The organism is Anaeromyxobacter paludicola (assembly GCF_023169965.1).
Lineage (GTDB): Bacteria > Myxococcota > Myxococcia > Myxococcales > Anaeromyxobacteraceae > Anaeromyxobacter_B > Anaeromyxobacter_B paludicola.
This window is the reverse complement of sequence record NZ_AP025592.1, coordinates 2522318-2543562: the sequence shown is the minus strand read 5'-3', so window position 1 is coordinate 2543562 and position 21245 is coordinate 2522318. Positions and strand designations below refer to the sequence as shown.

Here is a 21245-nt window from a genome sequence, read left to right as displayed (position 1 = left end):
GAGCATCGCGTGACCACCCGCTTCGCCATGGCGGTCGACACCGTGCGGTGCGTCGGCTGCAACGCCTGCGTCATCGCCTGCAAGACCGAGAACGCGGTCCCGGAGGGCGGCTTCCGCGACTGGATCGCGCAGGAGGTCCACGGGGCCTTCCCGGACCTCTCGATGCAGATCCGCTCCGAGCGGTGCAACCACTGCGCGGCCCCGTCCTGCGTGGACGCCTGCCCCACCGGCGCCTCGCACGTGGCCCAGGGCGGCGTCGTCGCGGTGGCCCGCAACAAGTGCACCGGCTGCAAGGCCTGCATCGCCGCCTGTCCCTACGGCGCGCGCTACGTCCACCCCGAGGGCTACGTGGACAAGTGCACCTTCTGCCTGCACCGGGTGACGCAGGGCAGGGCGCCCGCGTGCGTCGAGACCTGCCCCACCCGCTCGCTCACCTTCGGCGATCTCGCCGACCCGGACAGCCCGGTGTCGCGCCTCCTGCGGAGCCGCCGGTTCACGGTGCTGCGCGAGGAGAGCGGGAACCGGCCCCAGGTCTTCTTCCTGGCCTGAGCCGGGCAACGGAACGCGAACAGCGCCCACGGTGATCCCATGAACGAGCTCGACGTCGCCCGGTACAGCCACCTCATCGATCCCAAGCTCCACGTCTGGGGCTGGGAGATCCCGGTCTACCTCTTCCTCGGCGGCGTGGCCGCCGGCGCGATGGTGCTCTCCTCCTGGCTCGCGCTCGGCGGCGCGAAGCCCTCCAAGGTGGCGCGGCGGCTCGCCTTCGCCCCGGCGGTGCTGGTGGGGCTGGGGATGGGGGCGCTCTTCCTCGACCTCGCCTACAAGCTCCACGCCTGGCGCTTCTACCTCGCGTTCCGCTGGACCTCGCCCATGAGCTGGGGCGCCTGGATCCTGGTGGTGATGATGCCGGTCTCGCTCCTCGTCGCGCTCGGCGGCCTGGACGAGGCCGAGCTGCCGTGGCCGGCCCTCGCGCCGGCGCGCGCCCTCGCCCTGCGCCACCGGCCGGCGCTCTTGCGGGCCAACCTGGTGGTCGGCGCCGGCCTCGGCCTCTACACCGGGGTGCTGCTCTCCACCCTCGGCGCGCGCGCCCTCTGGAGCTCGGCCCTGCTCGGGCCGCTGTTCCTCGTCTCCGGGCTCTCCACCGGCGCCGCCTTCCTGCTCCTCTTCGGGCTCTCGGAGGAGGAGCGGCACCGGCTCCACCGCTTCGACCAGCTCGCCATCGTGGTCGAGGGGCTGGTGCTGTTCCTGTTCCTCGCCGGCCTCGCCACCTCCGGGGCCGCGGGGAAGGAGGCCGCGGCGATGCTGCTCGGCGGCGCCTGGGCCGCGCCGTTCTGGGTCCTCGTGGTGTTCGGCGGGCTCGCGCTGCCGCTCCTGCTCGAGGCGCTCGAGACCGGGTATCGCCTGCGCCCCACCGCCCTCGCGCCGGTGCTGGTCCTCGCGGGCGGCTTCCTCCTCCGCGTCATCTTCGTCGCCGCCGGGCAGGCCTGACAGGCGCCGCCCCGGCGAAGAAAGGGCGAGGCGGCGGCCGCCGGCGGGGAACCGGTGGCCGCCGCCGCGTCCGCTCCGCGCAGCGCCACGAAGTACAATCGGAACGCATGACCGAGTCCTCCGCGCGTCCCCACCCCGCCGCCCGCCGCCTCCTGCCGGCCTGCGCCGCCGCCGCCCTGCTGGTCCCGCAGGTCTCCTCGGGCGCGGCCCTCCTCGGCGGCGCGGCCCTCGCGCTCACGCTCGGGAACCCCTGGCCGGCCTCGACCCGGCGCGCGGTGAAGCGGCTGCTCCCGCTGGCGGTGGTGGGCCTCGGGGGCGGCATGGACCTGCGGGCGGTCCTGGCCACCGGCGCGCGCGGCTTCGGCTACACGCTCGTGAGCATCGCCGCGTGCCTCGCCGTGGGCCGGCTCCTCGCCCGGGCGCTGCGGGTGGAGAACAACACCGGGCTGCTCATCACCGTCGGCACCGCGATCTGCGGCGGCAGCGCCATCGCCGCCGCCGCGCCGGTGGTGCGGGCGGAGGAGCACGAGACCTCGGTGGCGCTCGCCACGGTCTTCGTGCTGAACGGGCTCGCGCTCCTGATCTTTCCGGCGATCGGCCACCGCGCCGGCCTCGAGCAGGGGCAGTTCGGCGTCTGGGCGGCGCTCGCCATCCACGACACGAGCTCGGTGGTGGGGGCGAGCCTGCAGTACGGGCAGCGGGCGCTGCAGGTGGCCACCTCGATCAAGCTGGCCCGGGCCCTCTGGATCGTGCCGGTCACGCTGGCGCTCGGCGTCGCGGTGGGCCGGCGGCGCCAGGACGGCGCGGCCGCCGCGCCCGGCGCGAGGCCCTGGTTCATCCTCGGCTTCGTCGTCCTCGCGGCGCTCGTGACCTTCGCCCCCGCGCTCCGTCCGGCGGGCCACCTCGCCTCGGAGGCCGCGAAGCGGGTGATGGTGCTCGTGCTCTTCCTCATCGGCGCGGGGCTGTCGCGGGACGCGCTCCGCGCGCTCGGGCTCCGCCCGGTCGCGCACGGCGTCCTCCTCTGGGTGGCGGTGGGGGTGGCCAGCCTGGGCGCCATCCAGGCCGGCCTCCTCTCGCCCTGACCGCCGCGACTACCTGCCGGCGCGGGGCGCGGAACGGTTCCGGACCCTTCGACGAGGGGACACCGGGGGCGGGCGAAGGTTGAGCGCGCCGAGGGCGCGACGCGAGGGGCGCCCCGAGGGCGTCAGCCGCGCGTCTCGGGGAGGCCGGCCGCGCGCCAGGCGATCATGCCGCCGGCGAGGTGGGACGCGTCGAAGCCGCGCTGGCGGAGGAGGCGCACGGCGGGGGCGCTGCGGTGGGCGGAGAGGCAGATGGCCACCACCGGGCGGGACGGATCGAGCCCCAGCTCGGGCAGGCGGGCGGCGAGGGTGCTCACCGGGACGTTGGCCGCGCCGGCGACGCGACCGCCGGCGAACTCGGCCGGGGTGCGCACGTCGAGGAGCTGCGGGCCCGGCGCGCGCTCGAGGGCCCGGGCGAGGTCATGGGGGGAGGTCTCGGGAACGGCTCCGAAGGGGAGCCACCAGGGCAGGGGCATGGGGCGTGAGTGCCGCGAGCCGGCGAAAGGGTGCGCGGCCGGGTGGGATCGCGAGGCCCGCCCCGCCTTCGCGGAGGGGCGGGCCCCCGATCGCGCCGGCCTACTTCCGCGACATCGAGCTGCGGTGCGCTTCGCTCGACTCGTCGTGGATCAGCCCCTCGACCCGGTGGGCCAGGTCGGGAGAGAGCTGCTGCATGCCGTGCTCCCGCTGGGCGTGCTGGCGGGCCTGCTCCATGATCTCCTGGTTCGAGTTGCCGCGCGCCACGAAGTCGCAGTCCATCCCGGCGTCCCGGCAGTGGAAGTCCTTCATCGTCTCGCCTCCTCTCTGGCACTGAGATGGGCGCGCCGGCCGCCGCGCGCCGCGGGGCATGCGGGGAGGCGTGGCGGCGGGCAGACCCCTGGCCGCCCCCGTCCTCGTCCCGGCCGCTCCGCGCCGCGTGCCCTCGCCCGGGTGGTGCGCTATGACCTTCCCGCTCATGCGCGTCGGCGTCTTCGACCTCTTCAAGATCGGGATCGGTCCCTCCTCCTCCCACACGGTCGGGCCCATGCGCGCGGCGAGGCTCTTCGCAGCCGGGCTGCGCGATGCCGGCCTCTTTCCGCGGGTGGCGGCGGTGCAGGTCACGCTCCACGGCTCCCTCGGCGCCACCGGGCGCGGGCACGGGACCGACCGCGCGGTCGTGCTCGGGCTGCTCGGCGAGTCGCCGGAGGAGGTGGACGTCGCGGCCGTCCCCGCCCGGCTCGCGGAGGTGGCGGAGCGCCGCTCGCTGTCGCTCCTCGGCGAGCGCCCGATCCCGTTCCGGGCCGCGGAGGATCTCGCCTTCGATCGCCGGCCGCTCCCGTTTCACCCGAACGCGATGCGCTTCACCGCGCTCGACGCCGCCGGCGCGGTGCTGCAGTCGCGGGTCTGGTACTCGGTCGGCGGCGGCTTCGTGGTGGGGGAGGGCGACGCCGAGGCCGGGCAGGGCGCGGGCCCGGCGGTGCCGTACCCGTTCCACTCCGGCGAGGAGCTGGTGCGGCGCTGCGTGGAGCAGCGCCTGCCGGTCTCCGGGCTGATGCGCGCGAACGAGCGGGCGCTCCGGCCCGACGGCGAGATCGAGGCGGGCCTGCAGCGGCTCTGGGCGGTGATGCAGGCCTGCGTCCGCCGCGGCTTCGAGGCGGACGGCGTCCTGCCGGGCGGCCTGCGGGTGCCGCGGCGGGCGCCGCTCCTCTACCGCAAGCTGCGCGACCGGCCCGAGCAGGCCGAGCAGGATCCGCTGGCGGCGCTCGACTGGGTGACCCTCTGGGCGCTGGCGGTGAACGAGGAGAACGCCGCCGGCGGCCGCGTGGTCACCGCCCCGACCAACGGCGCGGCCGGCATCGTGCCCGCGGTGATGCACTACTACCGGCACTTCGTCCGGGGCGCGACCGACGCCGACCTCTCCCGCTTCCTCCTCACCGCCGCCGCCATCGGCGCGCTCTACAAGGAGAACGCCTCGATCAGCGGCGCGGAGGTGGGCTGCCAGGGCGAGGTGGGCAGCGCCTGCTCCATGGCGGCCGGCGCGCTCTGCGAGCTGCTCGGCGGCACGCCGGCGCAGGTGGAGAACGCGGCCGAGATCGCGATGGAGCACCACCTCGGGCTCACCTGCGATCCGATCGGCGGGCTGGTGCAGATCCCGTGCATCGAGCGGAACGCGGCGGCGGCGGTGCAGGCCATCCACGCCGCCCGGCTGGCGCTGCAGGGCGACGGCCACCACTTCGTCTCGCTCGACCAGGTGATCCGGACGATGCGCGACACCGGGGCCGACATGAAGGCGAAGTACAAGGAGACCTCGCGCGGCGGGCTCGCGGTCACCGTGGAGGCGCCGGAGCTGTCGGTCGGCATCCCGGAGTGCTGACCGCTCGCGAGCGCCGCCCGGCGCGGGGGCGCTCGCCCGGCGCGCCGACCTGGCGGAGGGCGCGCGCGAGCCGCCGCACCGCCTCGGCGAGCTCCCGCTCGTCGTGGCGGCCGAAGCCGAGGCGCACGCAGGGGCGCGGGCGGCCGTCCAGCGCGAACTGGCGGCCGGGCTGGATGGCGACGCCGCGCGCGAGCGCCGCCCTCGCCCAGGCCTCCGGATCGACGCCACCCGCCACCTCGCACCAGAGGGCCATCCCCCCGGGCGGCCTCCGGAACCGCAGCCGCTCGCCGAACGCGGCCCCGAGCCGGTCCGCCAGCGCGTCGCGGCGCCCGAGCAGGATCCGCCGCGTCCGCCAGAGGTGCCGCTGCAGCTCGCCGTCCTCGAAGAGCTCCGCCACCGCCGCCTCCACCGCGTGATCGCCCTGGCGATCGAGGTAGGCGCGGTGGCGCGCGAGCCGCTCGATGGCGTCGGGCGGCGCCGCGACCCAGCCGACGCGGAGCCCGGGCGCGAGCACCTTCGAGAGCGTGCCGACGTACGCGACCACGCCGGCCGGGTCGGCGCTCGCGAGCGGCAGCACCGGCCGGCCCTCGTAGTGGAACTCGGCGTCGTAGTCGTCCTCGATCACCAGGAGGCGCTCGCGGCGCGCCAGGTCGAGCAGCGCCAGCCGGCGGCCCGGCGCGAGCGTGACCGTGGTCGGGTAGTGGTGGTGCGGGGTGAGGTAGACGGCGCGGACCCCCTCCGCGCGCGCCCGCGCCGAGAGCGCGCCCACGTCGAGCCCCTCGGCGTCCACCGGCACCGGCACGAGGCGCAGCCCCGCGAGCCGGAAGGTCTCCCAGGCCATGTGGTAGCCGAGCGCCTCGACCGCCACCGCGTCGCCCGGCCGCAGCAGCGCGCGGGCCACGAGCGCGAGCGCGCCCTGCGAGCCGCGCGTGACCACGAGCCCGTCGGCCCCCGCGGCGATCCCCCGCGTGGACGCGAGCATCGACGCGAGCGCCGCCCGGAGCCGCGGGTGGCCGCGGGGATCGCCGTAGGACAGGCCGTCGCGCCGGCGCAGGGCGCGGCGGTAGGCGCGCGCCAGCGCGGCCGACGGGACGAGCCGCGGGTCCGGGGTGCCCCCGAGGAGCAGGTAGCTGGCGCGGGAGACGGCCTCGTCCGCCGGGAGCGGGGCCGGGGCGGGGGGGAGCGGGAACCCCGCCGCGCGCGCCGGCCCGGCCGGCGGCGGCGCGAACCGGGCCGGCGGCCGCGCCGGGAGCGCGTCGGTCACGAAGGTGCCCCGCGCGGCGCGCGTCCGGAGCCAGCCCTCGGCGGCCAGCTCGGCGTACGCGGCCAGGACCGTGTTCCGGTGGACGCGGAGGGTCGCGGCGAGCGCGCGCGACGACGGCAGCGGCGCGCCCCCGGGCAGCGCGCCGGAGCGGATCCGGGCCGCGATGGCGCGGGCGATCTGCAGGAACACCGGGGTCGGGTCGTCCCGGTCGAGCGCGAGGGCGGTCTCGAAGCGGCGCACTGGTCCAACCAGTTTAGCGGAACTGGCACTTTTCGGCAGGCCAGCGCGGCGGCAAGCTCGGGGCATGCGACGAGAGATCTTCCGGATGCCGCTCGACCGCGCGCTGGCGCTGCTGCGCCGCGCGCCCCTGGTGCACCTCGCCTCGACCACGGCGGACGGCGCGCCGGTGCTCCGGGCGCTCGACGCCGCCGTGCTCGACGACGCCATCGCGTTCCACGGCTCGCCCGCCGGGGAGAAGACCGGCTGCGTCGGCCGCCCCGCGGTCGTCTCGGCGGAGGAGCTCGTCGCCCACCTCCCGAGCTACTTCAGCGATCCGGAGCGCGCCTGCCCCGCCACGACGCTCTACCGGAGCGTGCAGGTCCACGGGACGCTCCGGGCGGTCGAGGACCCGGCGCGGAAGGCCGCCGCCCTCGAGGCGCTCATGCGCCGCTGGCAGCCCGAGGGCGGCTACCGCCCCATCGACCCGACCACGCCGATGTACCGCCAGGCGGTCGCGGGGGTGCTGGTCCTCGAGGTGCGGTTCGAGGCGGTGGACGGGAAGGAGAAGCTCCTCCAGAACCGGCGACCCGAGGAGCTCCGGGCGATCGTGGCCCGGCTGCGGGAGCGCCAGGCGCCGGGCGACGCCGCCGCCGTCGCGGCCATCGTCGAGGCGAACCCGGCCGCGTTCTGAAGGGGCGGCGCGAGGGCGCCGCGAGCTGCGAGCTCCCGGAGCGTGGCGCCGCCCGGCGGACCGGGCGGCGCCACGAGAGGCCCCGGCAGTCAGTCCCCGCTCTTGCCGCGGGCGAAGCACGCCGGCCAGCCGCCCGCCCGGAGCTCACGCCGGTCGCACCAGATCGCCATGGGGTAGTAGTCGCCCATCACCGCGAGCGAGCACTGCCCGGCGGGCGTGATCTCCTCCTGCGTGAGCGGGGTCGGGAAGTTGAAGACGAGCCCGCAGCCCTTCTCCACGGCGTCCTGCGCGGCGTGACCGAAGCCGGGCGAGGCCAGCAGGTTGCGGAGGAAGATCAGCTTCGGGACCATCCCCTCGTCTCCCCAGGGGATCCAGGCGACCTGGGGCGGGAGCCAGTCGGGCCGGAGCACGTCGTTCGAGATCACCACGGTGTAGAAGCCGGAGGCGTCGAGCGGCGTGGTGGCGTCCACGGCGCAGCCCTCGATCGGGAGCGGCGACACCAGGCTGCCGAGGCACATCGACCAGTACCGGAGCTGGATGTCGTGGAACCCCGCCGCGGGCTTCCAGACCGGCCCGCCGTCGAAGGTGTCGGGGAAGGCCGGCATCTTGCCCCGGATGACGAGCACGCGGGCCGGGTCGTAGTCGGACATGAAGAACGAGACCAGGTACTTGTTGTCCGGGTTGGGCAGGAGGCGCGCCGGGGGCACCGAGATGGGCGCGAACCAGACGTGGTCCGGGACGGGCGGGGTGCGCGGCGGGTCCTCGAGCAACGCCGGGACGAACTGCGGCTGCAGGGTCGCGAGCTCCGACTGCCGGTTCACCCTGGCGCAGGCCGGCAGCGTGGTCGTCTGGCCGCTCGCGTCGGTGACGGCGATGCCGGGCAGCGGCACGCCGCCCGTCGTGCCCTCGCCGGCGTCCGACAGGTAGAGGCGGTAGAGCAGCCAGCCGGTGTCGGCGTGCAGCCGCAGCGCGTTGGGCGCCGTGCCTTCCGTGCGCGCCACCGTCATCGTGTACTGCTGCGGATGGTGGTTCGCGCGCCCGTGCGAGCGAGCGCCGTCGAACGGGTTGACGCTGCCCGGGTCCGGCGCGATCTGCGCGTCGAACAGGTGGTCGGCCAGCCCCGTGGACACCGGCGCCTCGTCGTAGACGGCGATGGAGAAGAAGCGCGCCCGGGGGTACGTGCCGGTGAGGGTCACGCTCCGCCATTGCGCGTCGATGGGCATGTACCACCAGCGGTTGCCGGTGTCGGCGAGGAGCCAGTTGCCAGGGCCGGACGGGGTCCACGAGAACTGCCAGGCGCAGGTCGGGGTGGGGAGTGATTGGGCGGCGGAGAGGGACGGAGGGACAGCCAAGGCCAGCAGGAGCACCGCGCGCGACAGGACCAGGTGCACGCTTCGCATCGCTCACCTCTTTCGGCAGCATCGGCGACGTGGGGAGCAGCCCGGGAATTGTCCCGCCGGTGCCCGGGCAGCCTCCGCGGACGATGGGGCGGTACGATCGGCGCACGGCCGACGCAGGATCCCGGCCGGCCGGAGGGCCACGATCCGACGCGGCCCCCTCGCCGGAGGCGGCCACCTCCGCTCCGGCTCAGGAAGTCAGGGCGCCGGCGCTTCCCGCGCCTTCCACCAGATCCGCCAGACCGAGAGCGCCTCGTCGCAGGCGGTCGCGCCGGGCGCCTCCTGCGCCTGGACGGCCCCGAGGAGATCCACCCAGAACGCCGGGCTCGACCAGCGCGGGTCGCGGTGATCCGGATCGTCCGGGATGGCCACGTGCCCCACCTCGTGGAGCAGCGCGGTGCCCTCGACGCACGGCGACGCGGCGTCCACCGCGAGCTCGATGGTGCGCTGGTCGTGCCGCGTGCAGCCGGAGGCCTGCCCGGCCTCGGCGGCGCCGCAGGCGTCGATCCGGCTCACGAAGCGGACCGTCCAGTCCCGCAGGTCGGCGCCGCCCCAGCGCTGCGCGGCGACCGACGCCGCCGAGAGGGTCCGCTCCGGGAGGTCGGGCTGCCGGAGCCAGTCCGGCCCGACGGCGGAGTCCACCTCCACCGTGAGTGGCTGCGACGCCCCAGAAGAGATCGCGGGCGCGGGCGCGCCGCCGCAGGCGGCGAGGAGCAGCAGGGCGGTCGGCCACGCGCGCATGACGAGGCGGGCGCTTGCACGCTCCGGACCCGCCACAGGAGGGCCGTGGCGCGACGAGATCGCCTGCAATCACGGCGAGATGCGGAAGCCCGCGCCGGGCCGGCCGGAGGGTCGCGCCTGCCGCCGGGTCCGCGCCGCCCCGCCGACCGCCGCCGACGCCCGCGTCCCGGGCGGCATCCCCCTAATGTGGTGGTAGGTAGGCGTCTCATCCCACGAACACACGGCTGCCCCGCTCTCCCCACGTGCTGTACCTGTGGACCTACACCGTCGGTAGGCACCGGCCCGAGCGAAGAGGTCTCTCCATGACAGTCGCGCGACGCCTCACCCTGGCAACCGTCTCCTCGTGGCTCGTCGCGCTGACGGCGCTCACCCTGGCAGGGTGCGGCAGCAAGTCGAGCCCCGGCCAGGCCTGCACCGGCGCCGGCTGCAGCGCCCCCACCGTCGCCTCGATCACGCTCTCGCCCGCGAGCGCCACGCAGCCGGCCGGCGTGGCGCAGGCCTACACCGCGCTCGCCCGCTTCAGCGACGGCAGCACCGCCGACGTCTCGAGCACCGCCACCTGGAGCTCCTCGGACGAGGGCGTCGCGTCCATCGTCACCGCCGGCAGCGCGCGCGGCATCAAGGCCGGCGCGGTGCGGGTGATCGCCACGCTGCAGGGCGTCTCCGGCCAGGCGCAGCTCGTGGTCGCCGAGCCGGTCGTGACCCAGCTCGCCGTCTCCTGCGCCCCGGCGCGCCTCGCCGCCGGGACCAGCTCGAGCTGCGGCGCGCTCGCCACCCTCAGCAACGGCTCCCGGGTGAACGTGACCAGCCTCTCGAGCTGGATCTCGAACGTGCCCAGCGTGGCCACGATCTCGGGCGGCACCCTCCGGGCGGTCGCGGCCGGCACCACCACCGTGCAGGCGAGCTATCGCGGCCGGACCAGCACCACCAACGTCACCGTGACCGACGCCGCGCTGACCGGGCTCTCGATCGCCCCGGTCGGCCCGCTCTCGATGCCGACGGGCTTCCAGCAGCCGCTGGTGCTGTCCGGCGCCTTCTCCGACGGCAGCGTCCAGGACGTCACCGGCGTCGCCGGGTGGAGCTCCACCGCGCCGGCGGTGGTGGGCGTGGACCAGGGCCTCCTCACCGCCGTCGCGCCGGGCGCGGCCACCGTCACCGCCGCCGTGGCCGGGAAGACCGCCGCCGTGGACGTGACCGTCACCGCCGCGGCCGCCACCCAGCTCTCGCTCTCCTGCCCGACGCAGCCCATCGCCAAGGGGACCACCGGCGCCTGCGCCGCCGTGCTCCTCTTCACCGACGGCTCGAAGCTCGACGTGACCACCTCGGCCGGCTGGAGCTCCTCCGATCCGGCGGTGGCGGCCGTCGCCGCCGGCGCGGTCACCGGCAAGTCGGTGGGCGCGGCCACCATCCACGTCGCCGCCGCCGGGCTCGAGGCCAGCGCGCCCGTGACCGTCAGCGAGGCGATCCTGGTGGCGGTCTCGGTCGAGCCGGAGCTGCAGACCGTCCCGGCCGGCGTGGACGTGGCCTACACGGCCACGGGCGTCTTCTCCGACCAGAGCAAGCAGGACCTCACCGCGCAGGCCACCTGGACCACCGGCGATCCCGACGTCGCCTCGATCTCGCCGGCGGGCCTCCTGACCGCCGTCGCCGCGGGCAGCACCAGCGTCACCGCCTCGGTCGGGACCGTCTCCGGGGCCACCTCCCTCACCGTGATCGCCGCCACGCTGCAGAGCCTCGACGTGTTCGCGAGCGAGGTCACCCTCGCGAAGGGCACGACGGTGACGCTGCAGGCCCAGGGCACCTTCTCCGACGGGAGCACGCAGGACGTGACGGCGCAGGTGGCCTGGTCCTCCGGCCCGGCGGTGACGGTGGCGGTGGTGAACGGCGTGGCCGTGGCGACCGGGGCGGCGGTGGGCAGCGCCGACGTGACCGCGTCGCTCGGCGGGGCGTCGGACTTCGTCACCCTCACGGTGACCTCGGCCTCCCTGGTCTCCATCGCGGTGACGCCGAGCCCGATCTCGATCCCGGTCGGCATCCAGCAGCCGCTCGTCGCGACCGGCACCTTCACCGACGGGAGCACGCAGGACCTCACGCAGCAGGCCGCCTGGAGCAGCTCCGACGCGGCGCTCGCCGCGGTGTCGAACGCGGCCGGCTCCGAGGGCGTGGTCACCGGCCTGGCGCAGGGGAGCGCCACCGTCACCGCGACGGCGCTGGGCCTCTCCGGCTCGGTCGCGGTCACCGTCTCCCCGGCGGTGATCCGGTCGCTCGCGATCTCGCCGGCCGCGGTGAGCGTGGCGGCGGGCTACCAGCTGCAGCTGCGCGCCACCGCCGGGTTCAGCGACGGCTCGACCCGCGACGTCACCACGCAGGCGGCCTGGTCGAGCTCCAACACGGCGGTGGCGGTGGTCGCCACCTCCGGCGCCTCGGCCGGGCTCCTCAGCGGCGTGGCCCCCGGGACCGCCACCGTGACCGCGTCGTACGGCGGCAAGGCCGCCACCGCCCCGGTGACCGTCGGCAGCGCCCGGCTGGTGAGCTACGCCGTGACCCCGAACCCGTTCTCGGTGGCGGTGAGGGGGAAGCTGCAGCTCCGGGCCGTCGGCACCTTCTCCGACGGGAGCACGGGCGACATCACGCGCCAGTGCGTCTGGTCGAGCTCGGCCAAGTCGATCGCCTGGGTCTCGAAGAGCGGCGTGGTGACCGGCGTGAAGGCGGGCAACGTGACCGTCACCGCCAAGAAGAGCGGCGCCCGCCAGCAGGCGTCCGGGACCGTCCGGTAGGGCTCCCGGGAACGCGAAGGCCCGCGCTCCCCCGGGGGCGCGGGCCTCGTCGTCTCCACGCCGCGCCGTCGGCGCCGCGCGGCGTCAGGCGAGGTTGTGGGAGACCTTCTGGACGTCCTCGTCCTGCTCGAGGGCGTCCACGAGCTCCAGCACCTCGGCCGCCTGATCGTCCGGGAGCTGCACCGGCGTCTGCGGCACGTACTCGGACTCCGCCGAGACGACCGGGAGCTTCCGCTCCTCGAGCGCCGCCTGGAGCTGGCCGAAGCTGGTGAAGGCGCAGCGGATGACGAGCTGCTTCTCGCCCTTCTCGCCGGTCCCCTCGCCCATCTCCTCGAGCCCGTGGTCGATGAGCTCGAGCTCGAGCGCCTCCTGGTCGATGCCCTCCGGCGCGAGCCGGAACACGCCCATGCGCTGGAACTGGAAGGCGACGCTGCCCGAGTTGCCGAGGTTGCCGCCGTGGTTCTTGAAGTGCATGCGGACGTTGGCGACGGTGCGGACCACGTTGTCGGTCGCGGTCTCGACCACCAGCGCGGCGCCGTGCGGGCCGTAGCCCTCGTAGAGCACCTGCTCGTACGCCTTCTGGTCCTGGCCGCTGGCGCGCTTGATGGCGCCCTCGACCTTGTCCTTCGGCATGTTGGCGCCGCGCGCGTTCTGGAGCGCGCGCCGCAGCGCCGGGTTGTTGTCCGGGTTGGGACCGCCCGCCTTCACGGCGATGGCGATCTCCTTGCTGATCCGGGTGAACGCCTTCGCCATCTTGTTCCACCTGGCGAACATGGTGGCCTTGCGTGTCTCGAAGATGCGTCCCATCGCCTGAGGTCCTCGAAGGAAAGTGGCGAGGAGTTATCGCATCCGTCGGCCCCCGCGCGCCAGCACCGCCTGCGGAGCGCGGAGGCTCCGGGCGGTCGGCCGGCTGGCGCGGGGCGGGGCGGGGGCTACCGGGCGGCCGTCTTGGGGACGTCCTTCACCGCCTCGACGTCGATGGAGATGTCCACCTGGTCGCCGATCACCGGGCCGGCCTCGATGGCCTTGTTCCAGGTGAGGCCGAAGTCCTTGCGCTCGATCCGGGCGGTGGCGGTATAGGCGCGGCGGGTCTCGCCGTACATCCCCTTCACCTCGGGGCTCGCGGTCACGTCGAGGGTCACCGGCCGGGTGACGCCGTGGAGGGTGAGCTCGCCGGTCACCGCCAGGTGGTCCTTCCCCTTCGCGGCGACCTTGGTGGACCGGAAGGTGATGCTCGGGTACTTCGCCACGTCGAGGAAGTCGGCCGACTTGAGGTGCTCGTCGCGCTTGGGCTCGCGGGTGTTCACGGTGGTGGCGTCGATGGTCGCCTCCACCTTGGAGCGGGCCGGGTCGGCCGGGTCGAGCGCGATGGTCCCGCTGGTCTTGCCGAACTCGCCGCGGACGCGGGAGACGACGAGGTGCTTCACGCTGAAGGAGGTGGTGCTGTGGGAGGCGTCGATGCTCCACGGCTCCGGGGCGGCGAGGGCGAGGAGGGGGGCGGCGAGGAGGGCCGCGGCGGCGAGGGTCTTCTTCATGGGAGGCTTTCCTTTCCTGCGAGCGGCGGGGCGCCGGCTCGTCGATGGCGGGAATGTAGCCGCCCGGCGGCGCCGGGCAAGCGGCGCAGGGGAACAACATCGTTTCCAGTGGAGAACGACGGCCCGCGGGCTACGGGGGGGCGATCCGGGTGAGCCGCCGCAGCGCCGGGGCGCGCCAGGCCACCGCCCCCACCGTCACGAGCGTCATCGCCCCGCCGAAGAGCACCGAGGGCACGGTGCCGAGCAGCTTCGCGGCGAGGCCGCTCTCGAAGGCGCCGAGCTCGTTCGACGAGCCGATGAAGAAGCTGTTCACGGCCGAGACGCGGCCCATCTTCTCCTGCGGCGTGAAGGTCTGGACGAGCGTGCTGCGGAGCACCACCGAGACGTTGTCGAGCGCGCCGGCGAGGGCGAGGAGGGCCAGCGAGAGCGCGTAGGAGCGGGAGGCCGCGAAGGCCATCCAGCAGAGGCCGAAGCAGGCCACGCTCCAGAGCAGGGTGCGGCCGGCGCGCCGGAGCTCGCCGAAGCGCACCAGCGCGAAGGACATCACCACCGAGCCCACGGCGGGGGCGGCGCGGAGCACGCCGAAGCCGACCTCGCCCACGCCGAGCACGTCGCGCGCGAACACCGGCAGCAGCGCCGCGGCGCCGCCGAAGAGCACGGCGAAGAGGTCGAGGCTCATCGCCCCGAGCAGGAGGGGCTGGTCGAAGACGAAGCGGACGCCGTCGGCGAGCTCGTCCGCGATCCGGCCCGGCGCCTCCGCCGGCGCCGGGCGCGGGCGCGGCGACACGAGCAGCAGCGTGCCGAGCCCGACGAGCGTGAGGACGCAGACCACGGCGTAGGCGACGCGCGGCCCGCCGAAGGCGATGAGCCCGCCGCCGGCGGCCGGGCCGAGCACCATGGCGACGTGGAACACCGAGGAGCGCCAGCTCGAGGCGTTGTGGTAGTGCTCGCGCGGCACGAGCTCGGTCCCGAGCGCGGCCGAGGCGGGGCGGAAGAAGGCGCGGCCGAGCCCCGCCAGCGCCTGGGCGCCGTAGAAGGGGAGGGCGGACCGGGGCGCGCCGAGCGAGAGCGCGAAGAGCCAGGCGCCGCTCCCGCCCACGGCGGCGAGGCTCGCGAGCGAGAGCGCGCGGCGATCGAAGCGATCCGCCGCCCAGCCGCCGACCAGCGTGAGGAGCAGGAACGGGAGCGCCTCGGCGAGCCCGACGAGCCCGAGCGCGAGCGGGTCGCCGGTGATCGCGTACACCTGCCAGCCCAGGACGGCGCTCTGGACCTGGGTGGCGACGAACACCGTCGCCATGGAGGCGAGGAAGGCGCGGTACTCGGGGAAGCGGAGCGAGGCGTAGGGATCGTGGGCCACGGGCGCGGGCATGCTCGGGCAGGGGGGCGCCGCGGTCAAGGGCACGGCGGAGGCGGGCGCCGCGGCGACCGGACCGCGTGGAACCGACCGTGAACGGCGGTGCCCATCCCCGCGAACCGGCAGCCTCGGCCGGGCGAGGTGAAAAAACGGCCGGGCGAGCGCGATCCACCGGGGCGGCGGAGCCCCTCGCACAAAACTGCACGGCGTCCGCGGGAGCGGTTAAGAAGGTGCCATGGCGAAAAAGCGCATCGGAATCCTGACGGGCGGCGGCGACGTTCCCGGCCTCAACTCCATCATCAAGAGCGTGGTCTACCGGGCCTGCGAGCACGACTGCGAGGTGACCGGCATCCGCCGGGGATGGGAGGGGCTCACCCACCTCGACCTCTCCGACCCGGCGAGCAAGGCCCGCTACGTCCTCCCGCTCAGCCGGGAGAACACCCGGACCATCGACCGGACCGGCGGCACCTTCCTCCACTCGAGCCGCACCAACCCCTCCAAGATGAAGCGGCTGCCGAAGCACCTCGAGGGGGAGGCGTTCCCGACCACCCAGGTGACCAAGGGCGGCGAGACCAACACCGTGCACGACGTCAGCCGCGCGGTGCTCTCGAACCTCGAGAAGCTCGGCATCGATCAGCTCATCGCCATCGGCGGCGACGACACCCTGAGCTACGCGGCGCGGCTGCACCAGCTCGGCGCCAAGGTGATCGCGATCCCGAAGACGATGGACAACGACGTCCGCAACACCGAGTACTGCATCGGCTTCTCGACCGCGATGACGCGCGCCATGGCGGCCATCGAGCGGCAGCGGACCACCATCGGCTCGCACGAGCGGATCGGCGTGTTCCGCGTCTTCGGCCGGGACGCCGGCTTCACGGCGCTCTACGCGGCCTGGGTGAGCTCGATCCGCTGCGTCATCCCGGAGCACAAGGTGAAGCTCGAGCACCTCATCGAGCTCCTGCAGGAGGACAAGCGCCGCAACCCGAGCAACTACGCCCTGGTGGTCCTGAGCGAGGGGGCGCAGTGGGAGGGCTACCACGTGCAGGAGTACGGCGAGCCCGACGCCTACGGCCACCGCAAGAAGGCGAGCGTGGCCGAGTCGCTCAGCGACGAGATCAAGAAGCGCACCGGCGAGGAGACCATCGTCTCCGACCTCACCTATGACCTGCGCTCCGGCGACCCCGACTTCATCGACAAGCTCATCGCCTCCATCTACGGCACGATGGCGCTCGACGCGGTGCTGGCGGGGCAGAGCGGGCTCATGTCGGCGCTCGTCGAGGGCAGGTACGACCTCGTGCCCATCCCCGACCCCAAGCTCGGGCCTCGCAAGGTGGACGTGGCGAGCATGTACGACGTGAACCGGCTGCGGCCGAACTACGCCAACAAGCGCGGGCTGCCGGTCTTCTTGAACCGCCTGTAGGGCCCCGGCTGCCGCATCCCTCCTTGGGGTCGCGCACCTTGTCGCACCTGAGTCATCCCAAACCTGGGTCGGAACCTCCCCTGTCCGACTCAGGTTTTTTTCTTGCCTACATGTCGTAGTGGGGAACTTTCGGTAGCTTGGGTGGCTGCTCTTGCGACCGAGCAAGCAGGCACCTGACGTCTTGTCTGTCGTGTTGTCCCTTGTTCCTGTGACACGCATTCACGGTACAGGCGGCCCGGGCAGCCGTTCGCTCGATGGGTCGCCTGTTCCACCCGAACAAGGGAGAACGAATGAAGCTCACTGCCCACACCCGCTCGATCACGAGGAGTCGCTCCGCCGCAGGCCTGGCGCTCGGCGCCCTGACCGCAGCGCTGGCGCTTGCCGGCTGCGGCTCCGATTCCCCTTCCGGTACCGCCTCCACCGTGAGCGGCGTCGCGTCGGCGCAGACCGCGCTCGCCTCCACCATCACCCTCAAGGACGCCGCAGCCCACCAGCGGACCGGCACCCTCGGCCAGGACGGGTCCTTCTCGATCGACGTGGCCGGCCTGACGCCGCCGTACCTGCTCCAGGCCCAGGCCACCGACGCGGCCGGCGGCACGACCAGCCTCTACGCCATCGCGCCCGACGCCGGCCACACCGCCGTGAACGAGCTCACCACCCTCGCGGCCACCACCGCGGAGAGCGACGACGGGCTCGAGCGCGAGCCGACCGCCTCACGCTCCACGGCGAACGGCTACCTGGCGTTCATCGCCAAGGTCCGGACGGTGCTCGCGCCCCTGTTCGACCTGTACCAGGTGCCCACCGATCCGCTCAGCGACGGCGGCGTCGCGCTCCGCAAGCTGCTCCGCGACGTGAGCTTCACCACCACCGGCGGCAAGCTCGTCGTGACGAATCGGGCCACCGGCGCGGTCATCTTCTCGGGTGCGCTCAACGATCTCGCCGACGGCACCTTCACCGCCGCCAACATGCCGGCCGGCCCCGGGGCGACGCCGACGCCCATCCCGACGCCGACGCCGACCCCCACGCCGACGCCCACCCCGACGCCGACGCCGACGCCGACGCCCACCCCGACGCCGACGCCGACTCCGACGCCCACCCCGACGCCGACTCCGACGCCCACCCCGACTCCCACGCCGACGCCGACTCCGACGCCCACCCCGACTCCCACGCCGACGCCCACTCCGGTGGCCTGTCAGTACACCTACTCGACCTGGTCGGCCTGCAGCTCGAGCAACACGCAGACCCGGACCGTGCTCGCCTCCTCGCCGACGGGCTGCACCGGTACGCCGGTGCTCTCGCAGGCCTGCACGTACGTGCCGCCGGCCTGCACGTACACCTACTCGGCCTGGGGCACCTGCCAGTCGAACAACACCCAGACCCGCACCGTGACCGCCTCCTCGCCGACCGGCTGCGCGGGCACGCCGGTGCTCACGCAGGCCTGCACCTACGTGCCGCCGGCCTGCACGTACACCTACTCGGCCTGGGGCGCCTGCCAGTCGAACAACACCCAGACCCGCACCGTGACCGCCTCCACGCCGACCGGCTGCGCGGGCACGCCGGTGCTCTCGCAGGCCTGCACCTACACGCCGCCGGCCGTCACCGTCACCGCGGCCATGGTGACCGCGTCCTGCACCAGCTGCCACGGGCTCACCTCGAACAACACCGTGTTCAAGTCGGGCGGCTACACCGTCAGCGGCCGCAGCGCGGCCAACTGGCTCACCACCGTCAACAACATGGTGAACATGGGCGCCTCCCTGGCGGCGGGCACCACCGCGCAGGACTACGCCAACTACCTCGCGAACGCGCCGTAGCCCTCCCTCCGGCTCCGTGTGTTCCCCCGGGCACCCCGTCCTCCGCGGCGGGGTGCCCGCTGCATTTGAACGGGGCATGCTGCCCCGCCCCGCCGGCGGAGCCGGCGGGGCCCCACCCTCCGCTCGGCGGGGCCCTTGCGCTTCGCCATTCGGCGAAGCTCTCCCGCCGCGGAGGGCTCCGCCCTCCCCAGCTTCGCTGGGACCCCTCCCGCCGCGGAGCGCGACCAGCGGCGCCTACTCCGGCACGTGCCGGAGCGCCGCGGAGTTCATGCAGTAGCGCTGGCCGGTGGGGGGCGGCCCGTCGGGGAAGACGTGGCCGAGGTGCCCGTCGCAGCGGGCGCAGAGCACCTCGGTGCGGATCATGCCGTGCGAGCGGTCCACCCGCTCCCGCACCGCGCCCTCCGCGACCGGCCGCGTGAACGACGGCCAGCCGGTGCCCGACTCGAACTTCTCGCCGGAGCGGAAGAGCGGGTTGGCGCAGCCGGCGCAGACGTAGGTCCCCGGCTCGTGCGTGCCGACGAAGCAGCCCGTGAAGGCCCGCTCGGTGCCGTGGCCACGCAGCACGGCGTACGCCTCCGGCGTGAGGCGGGCGCGCCACTCCTCGTCGCTCAGGACCAGCTTCTCGGTGGGCTCGGGGGTCATGCCCCGAGACCTAAGCCGCGGGGAGGGGCCGCGCCAGCGGCCCGGGCGCGGGGCGCGCAGTCGTGTCCCAAGGGAAACGAAGTTGTGCGCTTCCGTGGATTGCGGGCCCGCGCGTCCGGGCGCATCTTCTCGCCATCGAAGCGCGGCGCCGGAACGCAGCGCCGGCTCAACGAAAAGGAGACGCACCATGGCGAACGCTACCTGGGACATCGACGTCAGCCACTCGGCCATCCACTTCTGGGTCCGGCACATGATCATCTCGAAGGTGCACGGCCGGTTCGCGAAGTGGTCCGGCGCCGTGAGCCTCGACCCGCAGGACCCGACGAAGGGCTCGGTCGAGGTCCACATCGACGCCGCCTCCATCGACACGCAGGTGGCCGACCGCGACGCGCACCTGCGCTCGGCCGACTTCCTCGACGCGGCGAGCTTCCCGGAGCTCACCTTCCGCTCGAAGGCGGTCGCGCGGGACGGCGAGGCGCTCCGGATCGTGGGCGACCTCACCATCCGCGGCGTGACCCGCGAGGTGACCCTCCAGGCCGAGTTCGCCGGCACCGGCAAGGATCCCTGGGGCAACGAGCGGGCCGGCTTCTCCGCCAAGGCCTCGCTCGACCGGCGAGACTACGGCCTCACCTGGAACGCGGCGCTCGAGGCCGGCGGCGTGCTCGTCGGCGAGAAGGTGGAGATCAGCATCGAGCTCGAGGCGATCCGCAAGGCGGGCACGGTCGCGGCGTAGCGCTCCCCTCCTCGAAGCGGAAGGGGAGGGCGGGGGCGCGGGCCGGGCCGCTCAGGCGGCCCGCACCACCACACCGGTCGCCGTCTCGGCGAACCGGTACTCGGGGTGGAGCCGGTTGGCGGTCTGCAGCGCCCACTCGCGATCGAACAGCACCACCACCCGCCCGCGCACGTCGAGGACCACCATGCCCTCGACCGCGTCGTGGAGCCGGTCGAGGTCCACCGGGGCGCCGTCCTCGCGCGAGACCCAGCGGGCGAGCTGCCAGGGCGCCCCGCCGAGCCGCACCTGGACCCCGTACTCCGCCTCGAGGCGGAACTTCACCACCTCGAACTGGAGCCGGCCCAGGGCGCCGAGCACGAGGTCCCCGGCGCGCCCCTCGGGCGGCCGGTAGAGCTGGACGGTGCCCTCCTGGGCGAGCTGCTCCAGCCCGCGGGCGAACTGCTTGCGCTTCAGCGGATCGACCATCTCCAGCCGGGCGAAGTGCTCCGGCGCGAAGCTGGGGATGCCCTGGAACTCGAAGGTGGAGCCGCCGGTGAGGGTGTCGCCGATCTCGAACAGGCCGGGATCGTTCACGCCCACCACGTCGCCGGCGAAGGACTCCTCCACCAGGCTCCGCTCGCCGGCCAGGAACTGGGTCGGGTTGGCGAGCCGCAGGTCGCGGCCGGAGCGGACGTGGCGCACCTTCATCCCGCGCACCATCCGGCCCGAGCAGAGCCGGACGAAGGCGATCCGGTCGCGGTGGGCCTTGTCCATGTTCGCCTGGATCTTGAAGACGAACCCCGAGAACTCCTCCTGCGACGGGCTCACCGGGCCCTGGTCGGTGGCGCGCGGCCCCGGCGGCGGCATGAGCTCGCAGAAGGACTCGAGGAACGGCTCGAGCCCGAAGTTGTTCACCGCGCTGCCGAAGAACATCGGCGAGAGCTCGCCGGCGAGGAAGCGCTCCTTGTCGAAGCCGTCGCCGGCGAGCTCGAGCAGCTCCGTCTCCTGCTTGAGCCGGGCGTAGCCGCGCTCGCCGAGCGCCTCGGCCAGCGCCGGGTCCTCGAGCCCGGTCACCTCCACGGGCGGCCGCTCCGCGCCCACGCCCTTCCCCGCGTCGGGGTCGAGCGCCTCGAACAGGTACACGCGCCCGGCGAGCCGGTGGTAGACGCCGGCGAAGGTGCCGTCGCGGAACACCGGCCAGGTGATCGGGTAGACGCCGATCCCGAGCACGCTCTCCACCTCGCCGATGAGGTCGAAGGGGTCGCGCCCGGGCCGGTCGAGCTTGTTCACGAAGGTGAAGATCGGGATCGCCCGGTGCTTGCAGACCCGGAAGAGCTTGCGGGTCTGCGCCTCGACGCCCTTGGCGGAGTCGAGGAGCATGATCGCGCCGTCCACCGCGTGGAGCGTGCGGTAGGTGTCCTCGCTGAAGTCGGCGTGGCCCGGGGTGTCGAGCAGGTTGAGCTGCAGCCCGCGGTACGGGAACTGGAGCACGCTCGTGGTGATGGAGATGCCGCGCTCGCGCTCCATCTCCATCCAGTCGGAGACGGCGCTGCTCCGGCCGCGCTTGGCCTTCACCGCCCCGGCGAGCTGGATGACGCCGCCGTAGAGCAGGAGCTTCTCGGTGAGGGTGGTCTTGCCGGCGTCCGGGTGCGAGATGATGGCGAACGTCCGCCGCCGGCCGACCTCGTGCTGTGCGTTCATGTGCTCCCGGGGGTGTCGCCGCGGCGGGGGGCGCCGCGCGGGGGGTATGAAACACCCCGCG

General features: G+C 74.3%; 19 protein-coding genes. 9 read left to right on the top strand and 10 right to left on the bottom strand.

Annotated elements, in window-relative coordinates; genetic code table 11:
• Positions 1-9: 9 nt before the first annotated feature.
• The 3 genes from AMPC_RS11605 (at position 10) to AMPC_RS11595 (ending at position 2573) form a co-directional block, all read left to right on the top strand.
• The gene (locus AMPC_RS11605) at positions 10-549 is read left to right on the top strand and encodes a 4Fe-4S dicluster domain-containing protein (protein ID WP_248340828.1); all 540 of its coding nucleotides are present in this window, start codon (positions 10-12) and stop codon (positions 547-549) included.
• A gap of 39 nt (positions 550-588) precedes the next feature.
• On the top strand, positions 589-1491 hold the full coding sequence (gene nrfD, locus AMPC_RS11600) for an NrfD/PsrC family molybdoenzyme membrane anchor subunit (protein ID WP_248340826.1): 903 nt from the start codon (positions 589-591) through the stop codon (positions 1489-1491).
• Positions 1492-1598: 107 nt separating this feature from the next.
• On the top strand, positions 1599-2573 hold the full coding sequence (locus tag AMPC_RS11595) for a YeiH family protein (RefSeq protein ID WP_248340824.1): 975 nt from the start codon (positions 1599-1601) through the stop codon (positions 2571-2573).
• A 122-nt stretch (positions 2574-2695) separates the two neighbouring features.
• Here AMPC_RS11595 and AMPC_RS11590 read toward each other — a convergent pair whose 3' ends face one another.
• A complete protein-coding gene (locus tag AMPC_RS11590) occupies positions 2696-3046 on the bottom strand; it encodes a rhodanese-like domain-containing protein (RefSeq protein WP_248340822.1) in 351 nt (116 codons plus the stop codon).
• A 100-nt stretch (positions 3047-3146) separates the two neighbouring features.
• Positions 3147-3356 carry a DUF1059 domain-containing protein gene (locus AMPC_RS11585; RefSeq protein ID WP_248340820.1) on the bottom strand — a complete coding sequence of 70 codons (210 nt, stop codon included), beginning with the start codon at positions 3354-3356 and terminating at the stop codon, positions 3147-3149.
• Positions 3357-3522: 166 nt separating this feature from the next.
• Here AMPC_RS11585 and AMPC_RS11580 point away from each other — a divergent pair, with 166 nt between their 5' ends.
• Positions 3523-4920, top strand: a complete 1398-nt coding sequence (locus AMPC_RS11580) for an L-serine ammonia-lyase (protein ID WP_248340819.1) — start codon at positions 3523-3525, stop codon at positions 4918-4920.
• Here the strand turns inward: AMPC_RS11580 and pdxR are convergent.
• Positions 4874-6424, bottom strand: coding sequence for a MocR-like pyridoxine biosynthesis transcription factor PdxR (gene pdxR, locus AMPC_RS11575; protein ID WP_248340817.1), 1551 nt, complete (start codon positions 6422-6424; stop codon positions 4874-4876). The genes AMPC_RS11580 and pdxR overlap by 47 nt on opposite strands.
• A gap of 64 nt (positions 6425-6488) precedes the next feature.
• On the opposite strand from pdxR, the gene AMPC_RS11570 reads away from it, so the two are divergent.
• Positions 6489-7094, top strand: coding sequence for a pyridoxamine 5'-phosphate oxidase family protein (locus tag AMPC_RS11570; protein ID WP_248340815.1), 606 nt, complete (start codon positions 6489-6491; stop codon positions 7092-7094).
• A gap of 89 nt (positions 7095-7183) precedes the next feature.
• Here AMPC_RS11570 and AMPC_RS11565 read toward each other — a convergent pair whose 3' ends face one another.
• Together AMPC_RS11565 and AMPC_RS11560 are read right to left on the bottom strand one after the other, a co-directional pair.
• Entirely contained in the window at positions 7184-8494 is a 1311-nt protein-coding gene (locus AMPC_RS11565) for a hypothetical protein (RefSeq protein WP_248340813.1), read from the bottom strand.
• A 195-nt stretch (positions 8495-8689) separates the two neighbouring features.
• Complete coding sequence (locus AMPC_RS11560; RefSeq protein ID WP_248340811.1) at positions 8690-9232, bottom strand: hypothetical protein; 543 nt, start codon at positions 9230-9232, stop codon at positions 8690-8692.
• Positions 9233-9534: 302 nt separating this feature from the next.
• On the opposite strand from AMPC_RS11560, the gene AMPC_RS11555 reads away from it, so the two are divergent.
• Positions 9535-12009: an Ig-like domain-containing protein gene (locus AMPC_RS11555; RefSeq protein WP_248340809.1), complete on the top strand. Its 2475-nt coding sequence runs from the start codon at positions 9535-9537 to the stop codon at positions 12007-12009.
• 84 nt (positions 12010-12093) lie between these two features.
• On the opposite strand, the gene AMPC_RS11550 is transcribed toward AMPC_RS11555, so the two are convergent.
• From AMPC_RS11550 to AMPC_RS11540, 3 genes are all read right to left on the bottom strand, one after another.
• Positions 12094-12816 carry a YebC/PmpR family DNA-binding transcriptional regulator gene (locus tag AMPC_RS11550; RefSeq protein WP_248340807.1) on the bottom strand — a complete coding sequence of 241 codons (723 nt, stop codon included), beginning with the start codon at positions 12814-12816 and terminating at the stop codon, positions 12094-12096.
• A gap of 125 nt (positions 12817-12941) precedes the next feature.
• On the bottom strand, positions 12942-13544 hold the full coding sequence (locus tag AMPC_RS11545) for a YceI family protein (RefSeq protein WP_248340805.1): 603 nt from the start codon (positions 13542-13544) through the stop codon (positions 12942-12944).
• Positions 13545-13674: 130 nt separating this feature from the next.
• Positions 13675-14901 (bottom strand): MFS transporter, encoded by a 1227-nt coding sequence (locus AMPC_RS11540; RefSeq protein WP_248340803.1) that lies wholly within the window; start codon positions 14899-14901, stop codon positions 13675-13677.
• Between the two features lie 232 nt (positions 14902-15133).
• Between AMPC_RS11540 and AMPC_RS11535 the strand changes: the two genes are divergently transcribed.
• Positions 15134-16318 (top strand): 6-phosphofructokinase, encoded by a 1185-nt coding sequence (locus AMPC_RS11535; RefSeq protein ID WP_248340802.1) that lies wholly within the window; start codon positions 15134-15136, stop codon positions 16316-16318.
• Between the two features lie 422 nt (positions 16319-16740).
• The gene (locus tag AMPC_RS11530; protein ID WP_248340800.1) at positions 16741-18129 is read left to right on the top strand and encodes a hypothetical protein; all 1389 of its coding nucleotides are present in this window, start codon (positions 16741-16743) and stop codon (positions 18127-18129) included.
• A 234-nt stretch (positions 18130-18363) separates the two neighbouring features.
• Here the strand turns inward: AMPC_RS11530 and msrB are convergent, their stop codons facing one another.
• Positions 18364-18771 (bottom strand): peptide-methionine (R)-S-oxide reductase MsrB, encoded by a 408-nt coding sequence (gene msrB, locus AMPC_RS11525; protein ID WP_248340797.1) that lies wholly within the window; start codon positions 18769-18771, stop codon positions 18364-18366.
• Positions 18772-18958: 187 nt separating this feature from the next.
• Between msrB and AMPC_RS11520 the strand changes: the two genes are divergently transcribed.
• Complete coding sequence (locus tag AMPC_RS11520; protein ID WP_248340795.1) at positions 18959-19504, top strand: YceI family protein; 546 nt, start codon at positions 18959-18961, stop codon at positions 19502-19504.
• A gap of 51 nt (positions 19505-19555) precedes the next feature.
• Here the strand turns inward: AMPC_RS11520 and AMPC_RS11515 are convergent, their stop codons facing one another.
• The gene (locus AMPC_RS11515; RefSeq protein ID WP_248340793.1) at positions 19556-21184 is read right to left on the bottom strand and encodes a peptide chain release factor 3; all 1629 of its coding nucleotides are present in this window, start codon (positions 21182-21184) and stop codon (positions 19556-19558) included.
• Positions 21185-21245 lie beyond the last annotated feature (61 nt).

What these genes read in the sequence shown, in the direction of transcription:
- AMPC_RS11555 (WP_248340809.1), top strand. Translation starts at nt 9,535, where the DNA reads ATGACAGTCGCGCGACGCCTCACCCTGGCAACCGTCTCCTCGTGGCTC.
- AMPC_RS11560 (WP_248340811.1), bottom strand. Translation starts at nt 9,232, where the DNA reads ATGCGCGCGTGGCCGACCGCCCTGCTGCTCCTCGCCGCCTGCGGCGGC.
- AMPC_RS11585 (WP_248340820.1), bottom strand. Translation starts at nt 3,356, where the DNA reads ATGAAGGACTTCCACTGCCGGGACGCCGGGATGGACTGCGACTTCGTG.
- AMPC_RS11550 (WP_248340807.1), bottom strand. Translation starts at nt 12,816, where the DNA reads ATGGGACGCATCTTCGAGACACGCAAGGCCACCATGTTCGCCAGGTGG.
- AMPC_RS11580 (WP_248340819.1), top strand. Translation starts at nt 3,523, where the DNA reads ATGCGCGTCGGCGTCTTCGACCTCTTCAAGATCGGGATCGGTCCCTCC.
- AMPC_RS11570 (WP_248340815.1), top strand. Translation starts at nt 6,489, where the DNA reads ATGCGACGAGAGATCTTCCGGATGCCGCTCGACCGCGCGCTGGCGCTG.
- AMPC_RS11520 (WP_248340795.1), top strand. Translation starts at nt 18,959, where the DNA reads ATGGCGAACGCTACCTGGGACATCGACGTCAGCCACTCGGCCATCCAC.
- nrfD (WP_248340826.1), top strand. Translation starts at nt 589, where the DNA reads ATGAACGAGCTCGACGTCGCCCGGTACAGCCACCTCATCGATCCCAAG.
- AMPC_RS11515 (WP_248340793.1), bottom strand. Translation starts at nt 21,184, where the DNA reads ATGAACGCACAGCACGAGGTCGGCCGGCGGCGGACGTTCGCCATCATC.
- AMPC_RS11535 (WP_248340802.1), top strand. Translation starts at nt 15,134, where the DNA reads ATGGCGAAAAAGCGCATCGGAATCCTGACGGGCGGCGGCGACGTTCCC.
- AMPC_RS11590 (WP_248340822.1), bottom strand. Translation starts at nt 3,046, where the DNA reads ATGCCCCTGCCCTGGTGGCTCCCCTTCGGAGCCGTTCCCGAGACCTCC.
- AMPC_RS11565 (WP_248340813.1), bottom strand. Translation starts at nt 8,494, where the DNA reads ATGCGAAGCGTGCACCTGGTCCTGTCGCGCGCGGTGCTCCTGCTGGCC.
- msrB (WP_248340797.1), bottom strand. Translation starts at nt 18,771, where the DNA reads ATGACCCCCGAGCCCACCGAGAAGCTGGTCCTGAGCGACGAGGAGTGG.
- AMPC_RS11595 (WP_248340824.1), top strand. Translation starts at nt 1,599, where the DNA reads ATGACCGAGTCCTCCGCGCGTCCCCACCCCGCCGCCCGCCGCCTCCTG.
- AMPC_RS11545 (WP_248340805.1), bottom strand. Translation starts at nt 13,544, where the DNA reads ATGAAGAAGACCCTCGCCGCCGCGGCCCTCCTCGCCGCCCCCCTCCTC.